Origin of the sequence: Nitratireductor arenosus (assembly GCF_009742725.1) — a bacterium.
Lineage (GTDB): Bacteria > Pseudomonadota > Alphaproteobacteria > Rhizobiales > Rhizobiaceae > Mangrovimarina > Mangrovimarina arenosa.
Genome location: NZ_WPHG01000005.1, coordinates 76,136 through 91,630, shown reverse-complemented (window position 1 = coordinate 91,630; position 15,495 = coordinate 76,136). Strand labels below are relative to the sequence as shown.

At 66.5% G+C, this 15,495-nt stretch carries 15 protein-coding genes; 4 read left to right on the top strand and 11 right to left on the bottom strand.

Going from position 1 to position 15,495, the window contains the following annotated elements; genetic code table 11:
• Positions 1-76: 76 nt before the first annotated feature.
• From soxC to GN330_RS19150, 4 genes are all read left to right on the top strand, one after another.
• Positions 77-1,333, top strand: a complete 1,257-nt coding sequence (soxC, locus tag GN330_RS19165) for a sulfite dehydrogenase (RefSeq protein WP_156714470.1) — start codon at positions 77-79, stop codon at positions 1,331-1,333.
• The gene (locus GN330_RS19160) at positions 1,317-2,459 is read left to right on the top strand and encodes a c-type cytochrome (protein WP_156714468.1); all 1,143 of its coding nucleotides are present in this window, start codon (positions 1,317-1,319) and stop codon (positions 2,457-2,459) included. Before soxC ends, GN330_RS19160 begins: the two co-directional genes overlap by 17 nt.
• Before the next feature lie 42 nt (positions 2,460-2,501).
• Positions 2,502-2,924 (top strand): c-type cytochrome, encoded by a 423-nt coding sequence (locus tag GN330_RS19155; RefSeq protein ID WP_156714466.1) that lies wholly within the window; start codon positions 2,502-2,504, stop codon positions 2,922-2,924.
• A 163-nt stretch (positions 2,925-3,087) separates the two neighbouring features.
• Positions 3,088-4,356, top strand: coding sequence for an NAD(P)/FAD-dependent oxidoreductase (locus GN330_RS19150; RefSeq protein WP_156714464.1), 1,269 nt, complete (start codon positions 3,088-3,090; stop codon positions 4,354-4,356).
• 106 nt (positions 4,357-4,462) lie between these two features.
• On the opposite strand, the gene GN330_RS19145 is transcribed toward GN330_RS19150, so the two are convergent.
• The 11 genes from GN330_RS19145 to ehuB all read right to left on the bottom strand — a co-directional run bounded on the left by GN330_RS19145 (position 4,463) and on the right by ehuB (position 15,473).
• A complete protein-coding gene (locus GN330_RS19145; RefSeq protein ID WP_156714461.1) occupies positions 4,463-5,560 on the bottom strand; it encodes a YeeE/YedE thiosulfate transporter family protein in 1,098 nt (365 codons plus the stop codon).
• A 162-nt stretch (positions 5,561-5,722) separates the two neighbouring features.
• Positions 5,723-7,093, bottom strand: a complete 1,371-nt coding sequence (locus tag GN330_RS19140) for an aspartate aminotransferase family protein (RefSeq protein WP_156714459.1) — start codon at positions 7,091-7,093, stop codon at positions 5,723-5,725.
• Between the two features lie 9 nt (positions 7,094-7,102).
• On the bottom strand, positions 7,103-8,254 hold the full coding sequence (locus tag GN330_RS19135) for a M24 family metallopeptidase (RefSeq protein ID WP_156714457.1): 1,152 nt from the start codon (positions 8,252-8,254) through the stop codon (positions 7,103-7,105).
• Between the two features lie 7 nt (positions 8,255-8,261).
• Positions 8,262-9,746, bottom strand: a complete 1,485-nt coding sequence (locus tag GN330_RS19130; protein ID WP_156714455.1) for an NAD-dependent succinate-semialdehyde dehydrogenase — start codon at positions 9,744-9,746, stop codon at positions 8,262-8,264.
• A gap of 116 nt (positions 9,747-9,862) precedes the next feature.
• On the bottom strand, positions 9,863-10,357 hold the full coding sequence (locus tag GN330_RS19125) for an Lrp/AsnC family transcriptional regulator (RefSeq protein ID WP_156714453.1): 495 nt from the start codon (positions 10,355-10,357) through the stop codon (positions 9,863-9,865).
• A gap of 11 nt (positions 10,358-10,368) precedes the next feature.
• Positions 10,369-11,361: a cyclodeaminase gene (locus tag GN330_RS19120; protein ID WP_156714451.1), complete on the bottom strand. Its 993-nt coding sequence runs from the start codon at positions 11,359-11,361 to the stop codon at positions 10,369-10,371.
• A complete protein-coding gene (eutB, locus tag GN330_RS19115) occupies positions 11,351-12,361 on the bottom strand; it encodes a hydroxyectoine utilization dehydratase EutB (RefSeq protein ID WP_156714448.1) in 1,011 nt (336 codons plus the stop codon). Before eutB ends, GN330_RS19120 begins: the two co-directional genes overlap by 11 nt.
• A gap of 55 nt (positions 12,362-12,416) precedes the next feature.
• The gene (gene ehuA, locus GN330_RS19110) at positions 12,417-13,193 is read right to left on the bottom strand and encodes an ectoine/hydroxyectoine ABC transporter ATP-binding protein EhuA (protein ID WP_281349460.1); all 777 of its coding nucleotides are present in this window, start codon (positions 13,191-13,193) and stop codon (positions 12,417-12,419) included.
• A 10-nt stretch (positions 13,194-13,203) separates the two neighbouring features.
• A complete protein-coding gene (gene ehuD / locus GN330_RS19105; RefSeq protein ID WP_343040929.1) occupies positions 13,204-13,872 on the bottom strand; it encodes an ectoine/hydroxyectoine ABC transporter permease subunit EhuD in 669 nt (222 codons plus the stop codon).
• Positions 13,869-14,540: an ectoine/hydroxyectoine ABC transporter permease subunit EhuC gene (gene ehuC / locus GN330_RS19100; RefSeq protein ID WP_156714446.1), complete on the bottom strand. Its 672-nt coding sequence runs from the start codon at positions 14,538-14,540 to the stop codon at positions 13,869-13,871. The genes ehuD and ehuC overlap by 4 nt, the downstream gene beginning before the upstream one ends.
• An 87-nt stretch (positions 14,541-14,627) precedes the next feature.
• The gene (ehuB, locus tag GN330_RS19095; RefSeq protein WP_156714443.1) at positions 14,628-15,473 is read right to left on the bottom strand and encodes an ectoine/hydroxyectoine ABC transporter substrate-binding protein EhuB; all 846 of its coding nucleotides are present in this window, start codon (positions 15,471-15,473) and stop codon (positions 14,628-14,630) included.
• Between the last annotated feature and the right edge of the window lie 22 nt (positions 15,474-15,495).

Sequence of the window (15,495 nt, the reverse complement as noted above, 5' to 3'; positions counted from 1 at the left end):
GGACAGTCCGTCTCCGATTTGATATATAGATAAATTCATATGTGTACATAAGTACCTGGCCGGACGGAACCGAACCATGCCTGATCAGCCATCGAGACGCGGCTTTCTGAAAGGCGGCCTGGCCGCCGGCGCCGCGATCGCCACGGCGACAACCGCCGCCCGCGCGGCCGACGACCCCGCCATCACCGAAATCCAGGACTGGAACCGCTATGCCGGGCCAGGCGTCGACGCCGAGCCTTACGGGGTGCCCTCGCCCTACGAGGCGCATGTCGTGCGCCGCAACGTGCCGTGGCTGACGGCCGATCCGATCTCCTCGGTCAATTTCACGCCGCTGCACGAACTCGACGGCATCATCACGCCCAACGGCCTGTGCTTCGAGCGCCACCACGCCGGCATTGCCGAGATCGACCCCGCGCAGCATCGGTTGATGATCAACGGCATGGTCGACACGCCGCTGGTCTTCACCATGGCCGATTTGATGCGTTTCCCGCGCGAAAACCACGTCTATTTCCTCGAATGCGCCGCCAATTCCGGCATGGAATGGCGCGGCGCCCAGCTCAATGGCTGCCAGTACACGCACGGCATGGTCCATTGCGTGATGTATACCGGCGTCAAGCTGCGCCATCTGTTGGAGGAAGCCGGCATCCGCGCGGGCGCGGCCTGGGTGATGCCCGAGGGCGCGGACGCCTCGGCAATGTCGCGCTCGCTGCCGCTCGAAAAGGCGCTCGACGACTGCCTGGTCGCCTTCAAGATGAACGGCGAGGCGTTGCGGCCCGGCCAGGGTTATCCGCTGCGGCTGGTGGTGCCCGGCTGGGAAGGCAATCTGTGGGTGAAATGGCTGCGCCGTCTCGAGATCGGCGACAAGCCCTGGCAGCTACGCGAGGAAACGTCGAAATATACCGACCTGCTCGCCAACGGCAAAGCCAGGCGCTTCACCTGGGAGATGGACGTCAAATCCGTCATCACCAATCCGAGCCCGCAGGCGCCGGTCATCCACGGCCGCGGCCGGCTGGTTCTGGCCGGCCTTGCCTGGTCGGGCGGCGGTCGCATCAGCCGGGTCGACGTCTCGATCGACGGCGGACGCAACTGGACGACGGCGCGTCTCGACGGGCCGAGCCTGCCCAAGGCGCTGCACCGGTTCTACCATGCGTTCGACTGGGACGGTTCGGACCTGTTCCTGCAGTCGCGCGCCATCGACGAAAACGGCTTCGTGCAGCCGACCAAGAACGCTCTGCGCGCCGTGCGTGGGGAAAATTCCATCTACCACAATAACGGCATCCAGACCTGGCATGTGGCGAAAGACGGAGTGGTGGAGAATGTCGAGATTTCCTAGGCTCGCCGCCGCGCTCGCCCTGCTGCTGCTGCCGGCGACGGCCTTTGCCGGCGACGTCGACGCGGGCGAGAAGGTCTTTGCCAAATGCAAGGCCTGCCACGCCGTCGGCGACGGCGCGAAAATCCGGGTCGGGCCTCACTTGAACGACCTTTTCGGCCGCATCGCCGGCACGGCCGACGGCTTCCGCTATTCGCCCGCCATGGTGAAGGCCGGCGAGGACGGGCTGATCTGGAACGACGAGACCCTGGCAGCCTATCTCACCGCCCCGCGCGCCTTCATCAAGGGCAACCGGATGGCGTTCGCCGGTCTGAAGAAGGACGCCGAGATCGACGACATCCTCGCCTATCTGGCGACATTTTCGCAATCGGGCAACGATGACGCGGCGTCCGCCGAACCGGCGCCGGCCGATACGCCCGATACACCGAACGAGGATACCGCGATCGCCGAAGCCCAACCCAAAGCCGACGAGCCCGACGACGCCGTGGTGGAGGCGGACGCTGCGGCCGAGCCGCCCGCCCATGGCGTCTTCCATCTCGGCCGGCCCGCCACCGAGGCGGAGATCGCGGCCTGGGACATCGACATCCGTCCCGACGGCGCCGGCCTGCCGGTCGGCAGCGGCACGGTTCTGGAAGGCGAGACGGTCTACACCGAGCAATGCGCGGTCTGCCATGGCGATTTCGGCGAGGCGATCGGACGCTGGCCGGTGCTGGCCGGCGGCTACGACACGCTGACCCGCGAGCGCCCGGTCAAGACGATCGGATCCTACTGGCCCTATCTGTCGACGGTCTACGACTATGTACGCCGCGCCATGCCGTTCGGCAATGCCCGTTCGCTGTCGGACGACGACGTCTACGCCCTGACCGCCTATGTGCTATATTTGAACGATATCGTCACCGACGAGGCGTTCGAGCTGAACCAGGACAATCTGGCCACGATCCGGCTGCCGAACGAGGACGGCTTCATCGCCGACGACAGGCATGAGGAACCGCATTACGCGGCCGGGGCCGAGCCCTGCATGAACGACTGCAAGCCCGGCAAGGCCGAGATCGCCCAGCACGCCGCCGTGCTGGACGTGACGCCGGAAGGCGACGGCGACGAGGACGGCACCGGCGGCGGCATCGACTGACCGGCAATGCCAGCGCCGGTGACGCAGCACGGGAGAAACGACGTGCCGAAGAATACCGGTATCGTGTCGCAGCGCCCGATACTGGGCCCGCTATTGGGCCTGATGCTCGGTGCCGTTGCCCTGTTCCTGTGCGCGCCTGCCGTGGCGGGCGAAGCCGGCCCACCGCCGCCATCGGCCGAGGATCTGCTGCGGGCCGAGCATCTGGAAACCGAGATTCTATCCCTCGACGGCGACCCCGCTTTCGGCGAATATCTCGGCGGCGAATGCGTGACCTGCCACCAGTCTTCCGCCGCCGGCGGAACCATACCGCCGATCGCCGGCCTGCCGGTCGACCACACGGTGCGGGCGCTGGTGGAATATAAGCTCGGCCTGCGCGCCAACGAGGTCATGCGATTGATGACGGCGCGGCTTGGGGCCGACGAAATCGCCGCCCTTGCCGCCTATTTCGCCGAGCTGTCGCCGTAGAGCGTTTTGAGGCGAAGGGGATGCCGGTTCGCCGTTCGGAAACGCGTTGAAACGAGAAGGTTAAGCCGGCCTGCGATTTCGTGACAAGCAGAACGGCACTTGGATTTGGAGCACGACGCAAAAGAACGTCTTTCGCTTGAAAACCGGTACTCGGGAGGATGCCATGACCGGATTGACGAGAAGGCAATTTACAACACTGGTCGGCGCCGGCGCGGCCGGCCTCGCCGCGCCAGCCTATCTCAGGGCCCAGGGCAAGCCGCGCGTGGTCGTGATCGGCGGCGGCGCGGGCGGCGCGACGGCGGCGAAATATATCGCCAGGGATTCCAACGGCGCAATCGACGTGACCCTGGTGGAGGACAGCGACAGCTTCACCACCTGTTTCTTCTCCAACCTCTATCTGGGCGGCTTGCGCGACTTCCAGTCGATCACCCACAGCTACGACCAGCTGGTCTCGGCCTACGGCATCACCAAGGTGACGGGCCGCGCGAGCGCCGTCGACCGCGCCGCCAGGACCGTGACGATGGCGGACGGCGCCACGCTTGCCTATGACCGGCTGATCCTGTCGCCCGGCATCGACATGATCTGGGATTCCGTGCCCGGCTACTCCGAGGCCGCGGCCGGGATCGCCCCACATGCCTGGCAGGCCGGCCCGCAGACCGAGCTTTTGAAAGCCAGGCTCGACGCCGTCGCCGACGGCGAGACGATCGTCATGGTCGCCCCGCCCAACCCCTATCGCTGCCCGCCCGGGCCTTACGAGCGCGTCTCGATGATGGCGCATGTGCTCAAAGCCAAGGGTTACACCGGCGCCAAGATCGTCGTCGTCGATCCGAAGGAAAAGTTCTCCAAACAGGGCCTGTTTCAGGCCGGCTGGGAAAAACACTATCCCGGCATGGTCGAGTGGTACGGGCCCGACATCCATGGCGGCATCAAGAACGTCGACGCCGACGCCGGCACGGTCGAGACCGATTTCGACACGTTCAAGGGCGTGCTTTTAAACGTCATCCCGGCGCAGAAGGCCGGCGCCATTGCCGACGGCTTCGCCGATGACAGCGGCTTCTGCCCGATCGACGCCGCCTCGATGCGCTCGACGATGGATGAGGCGGTGTTCGTGATCGGCGACGCCTCGATCGCCGGCGAGATGCCGAAATCCGGTTTTTCGGCCAACAGCCAGGCCAAGATCGCGGCCATGCACGCCCGCGGCGACCTGACGGATTCGAAGGTCTTTCCGGCGAAATATTCCAACACCTGCTGGTCGCTGATCGGGACGAACGACGGGGTCAAAGTCGGCGCCCAGTACGAACCCAAGGACGGCAAGATCAGCTCGGTGGCGAGTTTCATCAGCCAGACCGGCGAGGACGCCGCGCTGCGCAAGGCCACCTACGAGGAATCGCTCGGCTGGTACTCCGGCATCGTCGCCGACATGTTCGGCTGAGCGGGCGCCGCTTTCGGGGATTAAGCCGGCCTCGTGCCGCGGACGACCGGGATGGCGAACCGATCACGCCATCCCGCTTCGGGACCGGTCGCGCCCGGCTTCGGGTCTATTCGGCCGGCACCGCGTGCGAACGCGTCGACACGGCGGTGGCCGCCGGGCGCGCGTCGATCAGCCTGTCGGCTACCGCGGCGCCGCCGATCATGGCGGCAAGGCCGAGCAGCGACGATAGCGCCAGCACCGCGCCGCCGGTGAAGCCGGCGCCGATGGTGCAGCCGACGGCCAGGATACCGCCGAACCCCATCAGCACCGCGCCGAGCGTATAGCGCAGGATCGAGGGCGTTCCGGGTTCGGAAAAGCCGGCGATACGGAAATCACGGAACAGCAGCGCCGCCGCGAAGGCACCGGCGAGCGTGCCGATCAGCACACCCTGGTCGAGACCCGGGCCGTCGCTGCCGGCTTGCGCCAGCCCGCCCGTCGTGGCGAGCGGGCGGATATAGGACAGGCTCTCGGCCTGGATCGGGTCGAACACCTGCAGCGACAGCGTGTAGGTGAACCACCAGCCGGCGACCACCGACAGGCCGACCCCGATCCCGCCGACGACCCGCCACGGCGACGGTCGCGCCTTCACCGCCAGCAGCAGCGCCGCTAACGCCAGCGCCGCGCCGATGACGACACCGGCCTGCTGGCCAAGACCGGCATGGGCGAGAACGTCGTTGCCGCCAAGCTGCGCCGTGCTCCACAGTCCACCGATCGCATCGCGCGCCGGCACCAGCACGCCGCTATAGGTGGCCAGGCCGACTACGGCGATCACCACCGATGTGTAGAGCGCGCGCAGATTGCCCGAGGCCGACAGCACGATCAGCCGCGACACGCAGCCGCGCGCCAGCACCATGCCGACGCCGAACAGACCGCCGCCGATCAGCGCGCCGGACAGGCTCTGCGCAGTGGAAAAGAACCGCGTTTCCAGGACGTCGAGCCGGCCGCTTGCCAGCAGATATTGCACGCCCAGAATGGCCGTCGCGAAACCGGCCGCCCACACCGCGAGCGCCTTCAGGTCGCGGCCCCGCGTCAGGTCGAGCACGGCCGAACGGGTACAAAAGGCGCTGCGTTGGGCGAAGACGCCGAAAAGCGCGCCGATCAGCGCGCCGCCGGCGATCGCGGTTCCGCGCTCGCCCAGTTGATCGATCAGGGGAACGAAATCCATGGCTCAAGGCTCCGGATGACACTGCTCGAAAAATAGGTCATCCGGACCGGATTTTCAGGAAACCGTCCTCTCAAGAAAACCAGGCGGGCGAAACGACTTTGCGCGCTTCCGTCGGCAAGGGGCAATTTTTTCCACCCCTTGCCGGATCGCATCAGCAGTCGTTCAGCCCAGCACCTCGGCAACGGCTTCGGCCGTCTTGGAGACGATCTCGTCGGCTTCGGCCGGCGTCAGGCAAAGCGGCGGCGCGAAGCCAAGAATGTCGCCCTGCGGCATGGCCCGTGCGATCACCCCGCGCTTCAAAAGCGCGGCCGAAACGGCCGGCCCGACCTTCTTGGACGGATCGAAGAAGGTCCGCTTGTCCTTGTCGTCCATGAACTCGACGGCGGCCAGCATGCCCTCGCCGCGCACCTCGCCGACGTGACTATGGTCGGCAAGCGCGTCGCTCATCGCCGCGTTGAAATAGGCGCCGGTTTCGGCGGCGTTTTCGACCAGGCCGAGACTGTCGATCAGCTTCAGATTGGCAACACCGGCCGCCGCCCCGATCGGGTGCGCGGAATAGGTCCAGCCATGGCCGATCGGACCGTTCTCGTCGGTCCCCTGTTCAAGCACCGTCCAGACCCGGTCGCCGATGATCGAGCCCGACAGCGGCGCGTAGGCCGAGGTCAGCCCCTTGGCGATGGTGACGATGTCGGGTTTCATGCCGTAATGGTCGGAGCCCATCATCGTGCCCAGCCGGCCGAACCCGGTCACCACCTCGTCGGCGATCAGCAAGATGTCGTGCTTTTCCAGCACCGCCTGGATCGCCTGCCAATAGCCTTGCGGCGGCGGCACGATGCCGCCGGTCCCAAGCACCGGCTCGCCGATGAAGGCCGCGATCGTGTCGGCGCCCTCGCGCGCGATCAGCGCTTCGAGCTCGGCCACGCAATGGGCGACGAAGTCGGCCTCGCTCATTGCTGCGTCGGGCCGGCGGAAATAATACGGCGCCTCGGTGTGCAGGATGCGGTCGAGCGGCAGATCGAACTTCTTGTGGAAGAGCTCCAGCCCGGTCAGCGACCCGGTCACCAGGCCCGAACCATGATAGCCGCGCCAGCGCGAGATGATCTTCTTCTTTTCCGGCCGGCCGAGAATGTTGTTGTAATACCAGGTAAGCTTGACATTGGTCTCGTTGGCGTCGGAACCGCCAAGGCCGAAATAGACCTTCGACATGCCCTGCGGCGCGCGCTCCAGCACCATTTTGGCAAGCGTGATCGAGGCTTCGGTGCCGTGCCCGACATAGGCATGGTAATAGGCGAGTTCCTTGGCCTGTTCGGCGATCGCTTCGGCGATCTCCGGTCGCCCATAGCCGACATTGACGCAATAAAGACCGGCGAAGGCGTCGAGCAGCCTGTTGCCGTCGCGGTCCTCGATGAACACGCCCTTGCCGCCGGAAACGATGCGGTTCGGCGTTTCGCCGCGCGCGTGCTGGGCGAGATGGGTGGAGGGATGGAAGAAATTCTCCCGGTCCCACTGGTCGAGCAGATCGTTTCTGAGCATGGTTTTCTCCTATGTCACGATCGGGCCGAAATCCGTTGTGGTCAGGATATCGGCGCCGTTTTCGGTCAACAGCACGGGGTTCGACACGAAATAGTCGCCCCGGCCGGTTCCCATCAGCCAGGAGAGTATGTGGAAACTCATCCCGGCCTTGATTTCCATATCGCTGTCGGCGCGCAATCCGGTCACGCGGTTGCCGCCGGTCCACGATGGCGGCACGCCGATGCCGACAGCGTAACCGCAATGATGACGGCGATAATGCGAAAGCCCGGCCGCGTCCACCACGTCCTGCCAGGCGCGGTAGACCGCGCCCGCCGTCCGTCCCGGTCTGAGCGCGGTCAGAACCGCGTCGAAGCCTGCCTTGGCCGTCTCCGCCATCGCCGCGTCGTCGGCTTCGATCCCGCCGACATGGACCAGCCGGCCGATCGGCGCATGATAGCGCGCCACGCAGCCCGACAGTTCCAAAAACACCGGCTCGCCGGCCGGGTAGCGCCCGTCGCCCCAGGTCGCATGCTCCTCGCCGAGCCGCGCGCCCGGCCGGATGAAGGGACCGAAGCCCGGCGTGTCGCCGCCGGCGCGGATCATCGCCGCCTGGCATTCCGCGGCCACCTCGCGTTCGTTTGCCCCGGCGCCGATCGCCACCATTGCCGCCGCCATCGCCGCATCCGTCACCCGGGCGGCCTGGCGCATCAGCGCCTGCTCGGCCGGCGACTTGACCAGCCGCATGGCATCCACCAGCCCGGTCACATCGTGCCAGTCGACATGCGCCAGACCCGCGCCGAGCGCCCGGCCGAAGCCGAGGCTCAGCCCGGCCGACCAGTGTTCGAGGCCCAGCCGCGCCCGGGCGGCGAACCGGCCGCGCAGGATCCGGACCGCCAGATCTGCCGCCGTCTCGGTGTCGGCATGCCCCTCGAAGCGGGCATTGCGCACATAGGTCTGGATCGAAACGCGTTCCATCGCCCGCGTGACCAGCACCAACTCGCCATCGGCCGGCACGATCAAAAGATGCGGGGCGAAATAACCCCAATGATCGAGACCGGTGAGGTAGAAGATGTTTTCCGGCGTGGAGATCAGCGCCGCGTCGAGGGCGAGCCCTGCCAGCGCCTCGCGCAGTCGCGCCACGCGCCCGGCCAGTTCCGCGTCGGAAAACGGGTTGCGGTGCATCGGCGCCTCATTCGCTTTCGCTGCAGATATATTTGATCTCGGCATAGGCTTCCATGCCGTGGCGCGAGCCCTCGCGCCCGAGGCCGGCCTGCTTGACGCCGCCGAACGGCACCGGCGCGCCGGTGATCTTGGTGCGGTTGACCGCGACCATGCCGAACTCGAGCGCCCGCGCCAGGCGCGCCGCGCGGGGGCCATCGCCGGTGTGCAGATAGGCCACCAGCCCGGTCTCGGTGGCGTTGGCCCTGGCCAGCACCTCGTCCTCCGCGTCGAAGGGCGCGAAGGCGGCGACCGGGCCGAAGGTTTCCTCGCGGAAGATCAACGCGTCGTCGCCGACATCGGCAAGCACGGTCGGCGTGAAAAAATTCTCACCGGCCGGATGCGGCTCCCCGCCGGCCACCAGCCGCGCGCCGCGCGCCAGCGCGTCGGCCACGTGCTCGCGCTGCTTGGCGACCGCGCGGCCGTTGATCAGCGGCCCGATATCGGGATCGGCAAGGCCCGGCCCCACCGTCAGGCGGGCCACACGCTCGGCGAAGGCCGCCACGAAGCGCGCATAGATCGGCCGTTCGACATAAAAGCGGTTGGCGGCCAGGCAGTCCTGTCCCGAGGTGGCGAACTTGGCCGCGACGGCGCGCTCCACCGCGCGCTCGAAATCGCAATCGGCGAAGGCGATGAAGGGCGCATGCCCGCCGAGCTCCATCACCAGGCGCTTCACCGTCGGCGCCGATTGGGCGTAGAGCAGCCGGCCGATCTCGGTCGAGCCGGTGAAGGAAACGACACGCACCAGCGGCGAGGCCGTCATCGCGCCGACCACCTCGGCCGCGCGTCCGGTCAGGACGTTGAAGACGCCGGCCGGCAGCCCGGCCCGTTCGGCCAGCTCGGCCAGCGCCAGCGCCGAAAACGGCGTCTCGGACGACGGATGGGCGACCACGGTGCAGCCGGCGGCGAGCGCGGCGGCCGCCTTGCGCGTCAGCATGGCGGCGGGAAAGTTCCACGGCGTCACAAGCGCCGCGACGCCGGCAGGCTGGCGGATCACCGACATCTCGGCACCGGGAAGATGCGAGGTCACGCTTTCCACGTTGAGTCGTTTCGCCTCCTCGGCGTAGAACTCGATGAAGGAGGCGGCGTAGTCGATCTCGCCGCGCGCTTCCGACAGCGGCTTGCCCTGCTCCTCCACCATCAGCCGGGCGAGGTCGTCGCGCGCCGCGCAGACCAGTTCGAACCAGCGCCGCAACGCGATGGCGCGCTCCTGCGGCAGTTTCGCCGACCAGGAACCGAAAGCACGATGCGCGGCCGCGATCGCCGTCTCGGCATCGCCTGCCGTCAACGCCGGCACCGCGCCAATCCTGCGGCCGTCGGCAGGGTCGGTGACGTCGATCGCCGTTCCCGACGCCCCTGCGACCCACGCGCCGTCGACATAGGCGAACTCACGGAAAAGCCGCGGGTCACGCAGCGCGGACAACGATGTCTTTTCCAGTTTGGCGACCGCATTCATGGCAGGGCTCCTCCGCTCCGGTTCCGCCTGAACTGTCGACCGCCGGCCGGCGAAGTTTTTCTTGAAGACCCCGCCCCGCGCAGACGGTTTTTCCGTTTTGCCCGCCCTGGGAGCGCTCATTCGTCTTCCGGGGCCGGCGGCACCAACGCGGCGAAGGGCAGCCGCGCCGAAAGCTTGACCGGCTTGGTCACCACATAGGTGAAATAGCGCGCCAGCCCGACCTGGCTTTCCAGCAACTCGTCGACCAGGCGCTGATAGGCGTCGATGTCGCGCGCGATCACCTGCAAGATGTAGTCGAAACCGCCGCCCACCGCCCAGCAGGCAACGATTTCGTCGTGACGGGCAACCGCGCGCTCGAAAATCTGGAAATGTTCGGCCCGGTGTCCTTCCAGCTCGGCCGCCATGAAGATCACGATATGCGACGCGATCTTCTTCAGCGCCACTTCGGCCCGGTAACCGGTGATGATGCCGGCCTCTTCGAGCCGCTTGAGCCGCTCCCAGCAGGGCGCCGCGGTCAGGTTGACGCGCCGGGCGAGCTCGGATTTCGAGATCCGCCCTTCCTCGCGCAGAATGGCGAGGATCTTCATGTCGCGGTCGTCGAGTTTCAGCATGCGCGCGCCATTCAGGTCGAAATCACCGTGCCCGCGCCGCCGGCGCGCGCCGCCGCCAGCGCCACGCTGGCGATCGCGGTATCCTGCGCGCCGGTGCCGGTCAGGTCGCAGACCGTCACCTGCGCTTCGCTCGCCCGTCCGGGCCTGGCGCCGGTGACGATGTCGCCCAGTTCCGGCGGCGTACCGCCCTCCCACAGCCCGGCCGCGATCGCAGCGCGCAACTCGCCAAGCCGCTCGCACTGGCTCACCCGATCGGCGACGTAGAGCCCGGCCTCGACCAGCACGCGCGGCTCGATCTCGTTCTTGCCGCCCTGGTCGGAGCCCATCGCCGTCACGTGCAGGCCCGGATGCAGCCAGTCGGCCAGGAAGATCGGCTCCTCGGCCGGTGTCGTGGTCACCACGAGCTGCGATTGCGCGGCCAAGTCGGCCGGATCGGCGATGGCGCTGGCCTCGATGCCGAGTGCGGCCGAAATGTCGGCCGCACAGGCCGCGGCCTTGGCGCCGTTGCGCGCCCACACGAGCACACGCCGGAACGGACGCACCAGATGAGCCGCCTGCATCTGAAGGCGCGCCTGGACGCCGGCGCCGTAGACGCCGGCGGTCGTCACCGTCGCCGGCGCCAGATGCCGGGCCGCGACCGCGCCGGCGGCGGCCGTGCGCACGTCGGTCAGATAACCATTGTCCAAAAGCACAGCCTCGACCAGCCCGGTCTTCGCCGAAAACAGCACCATCAGCCCGTTCAGGCTCGGCAGGCCGAGCGCCGGATTGTCGAAGAAGCCGGGGCTGACCTTGATCGCGAAACTCTCGAAGCCCGGAATATAGGCGGTCTTGACGTCGACCTCGCCATTGGCGTCGGGAATCGCCATCGACAGAACCGGCGGCATCACCACCTTGCCCGAGGCGAGCGCAGCGAAAGCCCGCTCGACCGTGTCGACGGCGGCGAGATCGAGCCGCACCGCTGCGCGCAGCTCGTTTTCGGTCAGGATGGTGATGTCATGCGGCATAAGGCGCTCCCGTGATGCGATAGTCGCCAAGCGTCACATCCGCGCCGCCAATGATGGCGCTGAACACCGCCATATCGACATTGCGGCCGGTGATGATGGTGGCGACCGGGCCGGCGAGATCGCCCAGCCTGCCGGCGATGAGGGCGGCGGCGCCGACCGCGCTCGCGCCCTCGCACACCAGCCGGTCCTCGAAATAATGCGTCTGCAAGGCGCGGTAGATCTCCTCCTCCGTCACCAGGATCACGTCGTCGAGATGATCGCGGCAAAGCCGGAACGACAGCTTGTTGTCGAGCCCGATGCCGCCGCCGAGCGAATCGGCCAGGCTCGCCACTTCCTCGACCTCGACCGGACGACCCGCCGCCAGCGAGGCATGCATGGCGGCTCCCCGGTCCATCGATATGCCCACCACCCGCACGGACGGCTTGATCGTCTTGGCCGCCAGCGCCACCCCGCCGGCAAGCCCGCCGCCCGACAGGGGCACAAGCAGCGTCGCGATATCGGGCCGGCGCTCCAAAATCTCCAGCCCGATCGTACCCTGGCCGGCGATCACGTGCGGGTCGTCGAATGGCGAAATCTCCGTCAGTCCCTCGTCCGCGCACAGGCGCAGGCTTTCCGCCAGCGCCTCGTCCTGGCTCCGGCCGACGATGCGCACCTCCGCGCCCAGCGCCTTGATGCCGTCGATCTTGGTCTGCGGCACCAGCGACGACATGCAGATCACTGCCCTGATGCCGCGCGCCCGCGCCGCGAAAGCCACCCCGCGCCCGTGATTGCCGGTCGAACAGCAGGTTACGCCGCGCGTCGCGTCCTCCAGCTTGAAGACCGCGTTGACCGCGCCGCGCAGCTTGAAGGCGCCGACCGGCTGCGTCGTTTCCAGCTTGAGCAGGAATTCGCCGCCGGCGAGCGCGCCCAGATGCGGCGACGGCACCAGCGGCGTGTCGCCCGCCGTCCCGGCGATGTTACGCCGCGCCTCGAAAATATCGGAAAGGGACAGGGAAATCATGGAAACAACGATCGAAAAGGGAGGTGAACGCGATTGCCGGATAGCCGCCCGTCCCCTACCCCGCCTCCAGCACAGCGCTCAAAAACTGGCGCGTGCGGTCGTTGTCGGGATCGTTGAACAGCTTGTCGGGCGGCCCCTGCTCGGCGATCTTGCCGCCGTAGAAGAAGCAGACCCGGTCGGAGAACTCCTTGGCGAAGCCCATCTGGTGAGTAACCATCAGCATGGTGAGATCGTGCTCGGCGCCCAGTTGCCGGATGACGTTGAGCACCTCGCCGACCAGCTCTGGGTCGAGCGCAGAGGTCACCTCGTCGAACAGCATCACCTTCGGCCGCATCGCCAGCGCCCGGGCGATCGCCACGCGCTGCTTCTGGCCGCCCGACATCTGGATCGGGAAATGCCCTTTCTTGTCGCCGAGGCCGACCATGTCGAGCAGTTCGGCGGCCCGCGCCTCGGCTTCGGCCCTGGAAAGGCCGAGTACCGAAACCGGCGCCTCGATGCAGTTCTGCAGCGCGGTCATATGCGGGAACAGGTTGAAGTGCTGGAACACCATGCCGATCTTGCCGCGTACGCGCCGCAGATGGCGCTCGCTGGCCTTCACCATGGTGCCGTTCCTGTCCATATGGGTCAGCGGTTCGCCGTCGACCCAGATCACGCCGTCATTGATGCGCTCGAGCGTCATCAGCATCCTCAGCACGGTGGTTTTGCCGGAGCCGGACGGCCCGATGATCGACACCTTCTCGTTGCGCTCGATGTCGAGATTGAGCTGGTCGAGCACCGTGAGAGCGCCATAGCTCTTGGTGACGTTTTCGAAACGGACCATCGGGTCGCTCATGACGGAGTTCCTACTGCAGATGGTAGCGGCGATTGAGCCACAGGCTGATCATCTGGACGATCACCGAGGCGACCAGGCTGAACAGCAGGTAAAGCGCGCCCGCCATCGTGATCGCCTCGATATAGCGATAATTCTCGGCGCCGAAATTCTTGGCGCGCTGCAACATTTCCAGGATCGCGATCGCCGCCAGGATCGGTGTGTCCTTGAACATGCCGATGAAATAATTGCCGAGGCTGGGCACGATCGGCGGGATCGCCTGCGGCAGGATGATCACCCGCCAGGCCCGCGCCATCGACAGGTTGAGCGCGGTGCAGGCCTCCCATTGGCCGCCGTCGACATTCTCGATGCCGGCCCGGTAGCATTCCGAGCAATAGGCGGCGTAGTGGATACCCAACACGCCGATGCCGGCCGTCCAAGCCGGAATGACGATGCCGAATTGCGGCCCGACGAAATAGACGAAGAATATCTGCAAAAGCAGAGGGGTCGAGCGGATGAATTCGACGATCTCGGCCATCACCCCGGAAATGATGCGGTTTTGCGACTGTCGAACGAGGGCGAACACCAGCCCGAGCACCAGCGCGATTGCGAAACCGAGGAAGGTCGCCTGAACGGTGACGATCGCGCCCTGATAGAGATAGGGCATCGCCTCCCAGACATAGTCCCAGTCCCAGATGCTCACGCCACCGCCTCCCGGATGAAGCCGCGCGAGAAGCGGCGCTCCAGCCAGCGCACCAGCGGCGTAATCATCGCCCGCGCAATCACGTAGTAACCGAACAGCGCGATGGCGAAAAACAGCAAATAGTTGCCGGTGGCGTCTGCGGCGAGCTTCGAGGCCGTCGTCAACTCGGTGATGGTGATGAAGAAAATCAGCGACGTACCCTTGAGCAATTCAATCAGAAGGTTGCCCCAGGGCGGCAGCATGCCGCGGATCGCCTGTGGCACGATAATGCGCCGCATCATGGTTAGCCGCGGAAAGTTGAGCGCCGTCGAGGCTTCGTACTGGCCGCGGTCGACGCTCTGGATCGCCGCGCGCACCAGTTCCGCCCCGTATCCCGAAACATTCATCCCGACACCGACGATCGCGACGGTCCACGGCGACAGTGACAGGCCGAAGATCGGCAGGACGAAGAACCACCAGTAAAGCTGCACCAGCATCGAGGTCCCCCGGAAGAACTCGATATAGGCCACGGCCAGCCAGCGCAGCGGCGCCAGCGTCGACACGCGAACCAGTCCGACGGCCAGCCCGAGCGCGACGGCCACCAGCGAGGCGCCGGTTGTGACGAGGAGCGTGACGACCACACCCTTGAACAGGGCGGCGACGCTGAAGCCGAGGGCGAACTCGTTCATATGGCCGATCCCCACCTCGCGTCTCCCGGCTCGGGGCCGGAAGACGCCTCGGGTTCAAGTCCGATACGACGCGGCGGACCTGTCGCGTCAGCCCTTGCAGAGTTCCGCCGTCGGGGTGCCGTCAGGCAGATTGGCCTTGGAATAGCCGTAAGGCTCGACCGCCTTCATCATCTCGTCGGACCCGATATAGTCCTTGAGCGCGGCATTGAAGGCATCGACCTCTTCCTGTTGGGTAGGCAGGAAGGCAAGGCCGGGATAGCCGTCGATCACCGGCGGAGTGAACGGATCGGCGAGTTCGACCGCCTCGTCCTTGTCGGCGAATTCCTTCATGGTGAAATAGGTGCCGCTGCCGGCGGCTGCCCGTCCGGCCTTGACCGCCTGCAGGATCTCGGCCGGGCCGGCAACCTGCATGATCTTGTCGTCGGTGATGCCGACCTTCTTGGCGTTCTTGACCGTATTGTAGCCGGCGCCGGTGACGAACATCAGTTCCTTGTCGCGCACGTCGTCGAAGGAATGCAGGTCGTCGGGATTGCCTTTCGGCACGAGAAGCGCGTCGGCGAAGGTGCCGAGCGGTTCGGTGAACAGCGCATTGCGGCAACGCTCCGGCAGGATATACATGCCGCCGGTGATGATGTCGAAACGGCCGGCCTGAAGGCCCGGAATCAGGGAGCCCCACTCGGTCACCACCGGCTCGATCTTGGTCGTGCCCATCTTCTTCAGAATGTCGATGGTGATCGCGTTGACGAAGCCAAGCGGCTGGTTGTTATCGCCCGGATAGGCCCAGGGAACTTCGTTCGAGAAGCCGACACGAATCGTCTCGCCCGCCTTGATCTTGTCGAGCAGGTCGCCCGCCGATGCCGACCCGGCCCACGAGCCCACCGTCAGCGCCGCGACACCGAGCGCGAGAGCGCCTTTCAGGATTGCACGTCTCATAGCAATTCTCCCCTTGTGAGGT

Coding starts and splice junctions, on each gene's coding strand:
- GN330_RS19135 (WP_156714457.1), bottom strand. CDS start 8,254: ATGCACCGCAACCCGTTTTCCGACGCGGAACTGGCCGGGCGCGTGGCG.
- soxC (WP_156714470.1), top strand. CDS start 77: ATGCCTGATCAGCCATCGAGACGCGGCTTTCTGAAAGGCGGCCTGGCC.
- ehuB (WP_156714443.1), bottom strand. CDS start 15,473: ATGAGACGTGCAATCCTGAAAGGCGCTCTCGCGCTCGGTGTCGCGGCG.
- eutB (WP_156714448.1), bottom strand. CDS start 12,361: ATGATTTCCCTGTCCCTTTCCGATATTTTCGAGGCGCGGCGTAACATC.
- GN330_RS19150 (WP_156714464.1), top strand. CDS start 3,088: ATGACCGGATTGACGAGAAGGCAATTTACAACACTGGTCGGCGCCGGC.
- GN330_RS19145 (WP_156714461.1), bottom strand. CDS start 5,560: ATGGATTTCGTTCCCCTGATCGATCAACTGGGCGAGCGCGGAACCGCG.
- GN330_RS19160 (WP_156714468.1), top strand. CDS start 1,317: ATGTCGAGATTTCCTAGGCTCGCCGCCGCGCTCGCCCTGCTGCTGCTG.
- ehuA (WP_281349460.1), bottom strand. CDS start 13,193: ATGAGCGACCCGATGGTCCGTTTCGAAAACGTCACCAAGAGCTATGGC.
- GN330_RS19130 (WP_156714455.1), bottom strand. CDS start 9,746: ATGAATGCGGTCGCCAAACTGGAAAAGACATCGTTGTCCGCGCTGCGT.
- GN330_RS19125 (WP_156714453.1), bottom strand. CDS start 10,357: ATGCTGAAACTCGACGACCGCGACATGAAGATCCTCGCCATTCTGCGC.
- GN330_RS19140 (WP_156714459.1), bottom strand. CDS start 7,093: ATGCTCAGAAACGATCTGCTCGACCAGTGGGACCGGGAGAATTTCTTC.
- GN330_RS19120 (WP_156714451.1), bottom strand. CDS start 11,361: ATGCCGCATGACATCACCATCCTGACCGAAAACGAGCTGCGCGCAGCG.
- ehuC (WP_156714446.1), bottom strand. CDS start 14,540: ATGAACGAGTTCGCCCTCGGCTTCAGCGTCGCCGCCCTGTTCAAGGGT.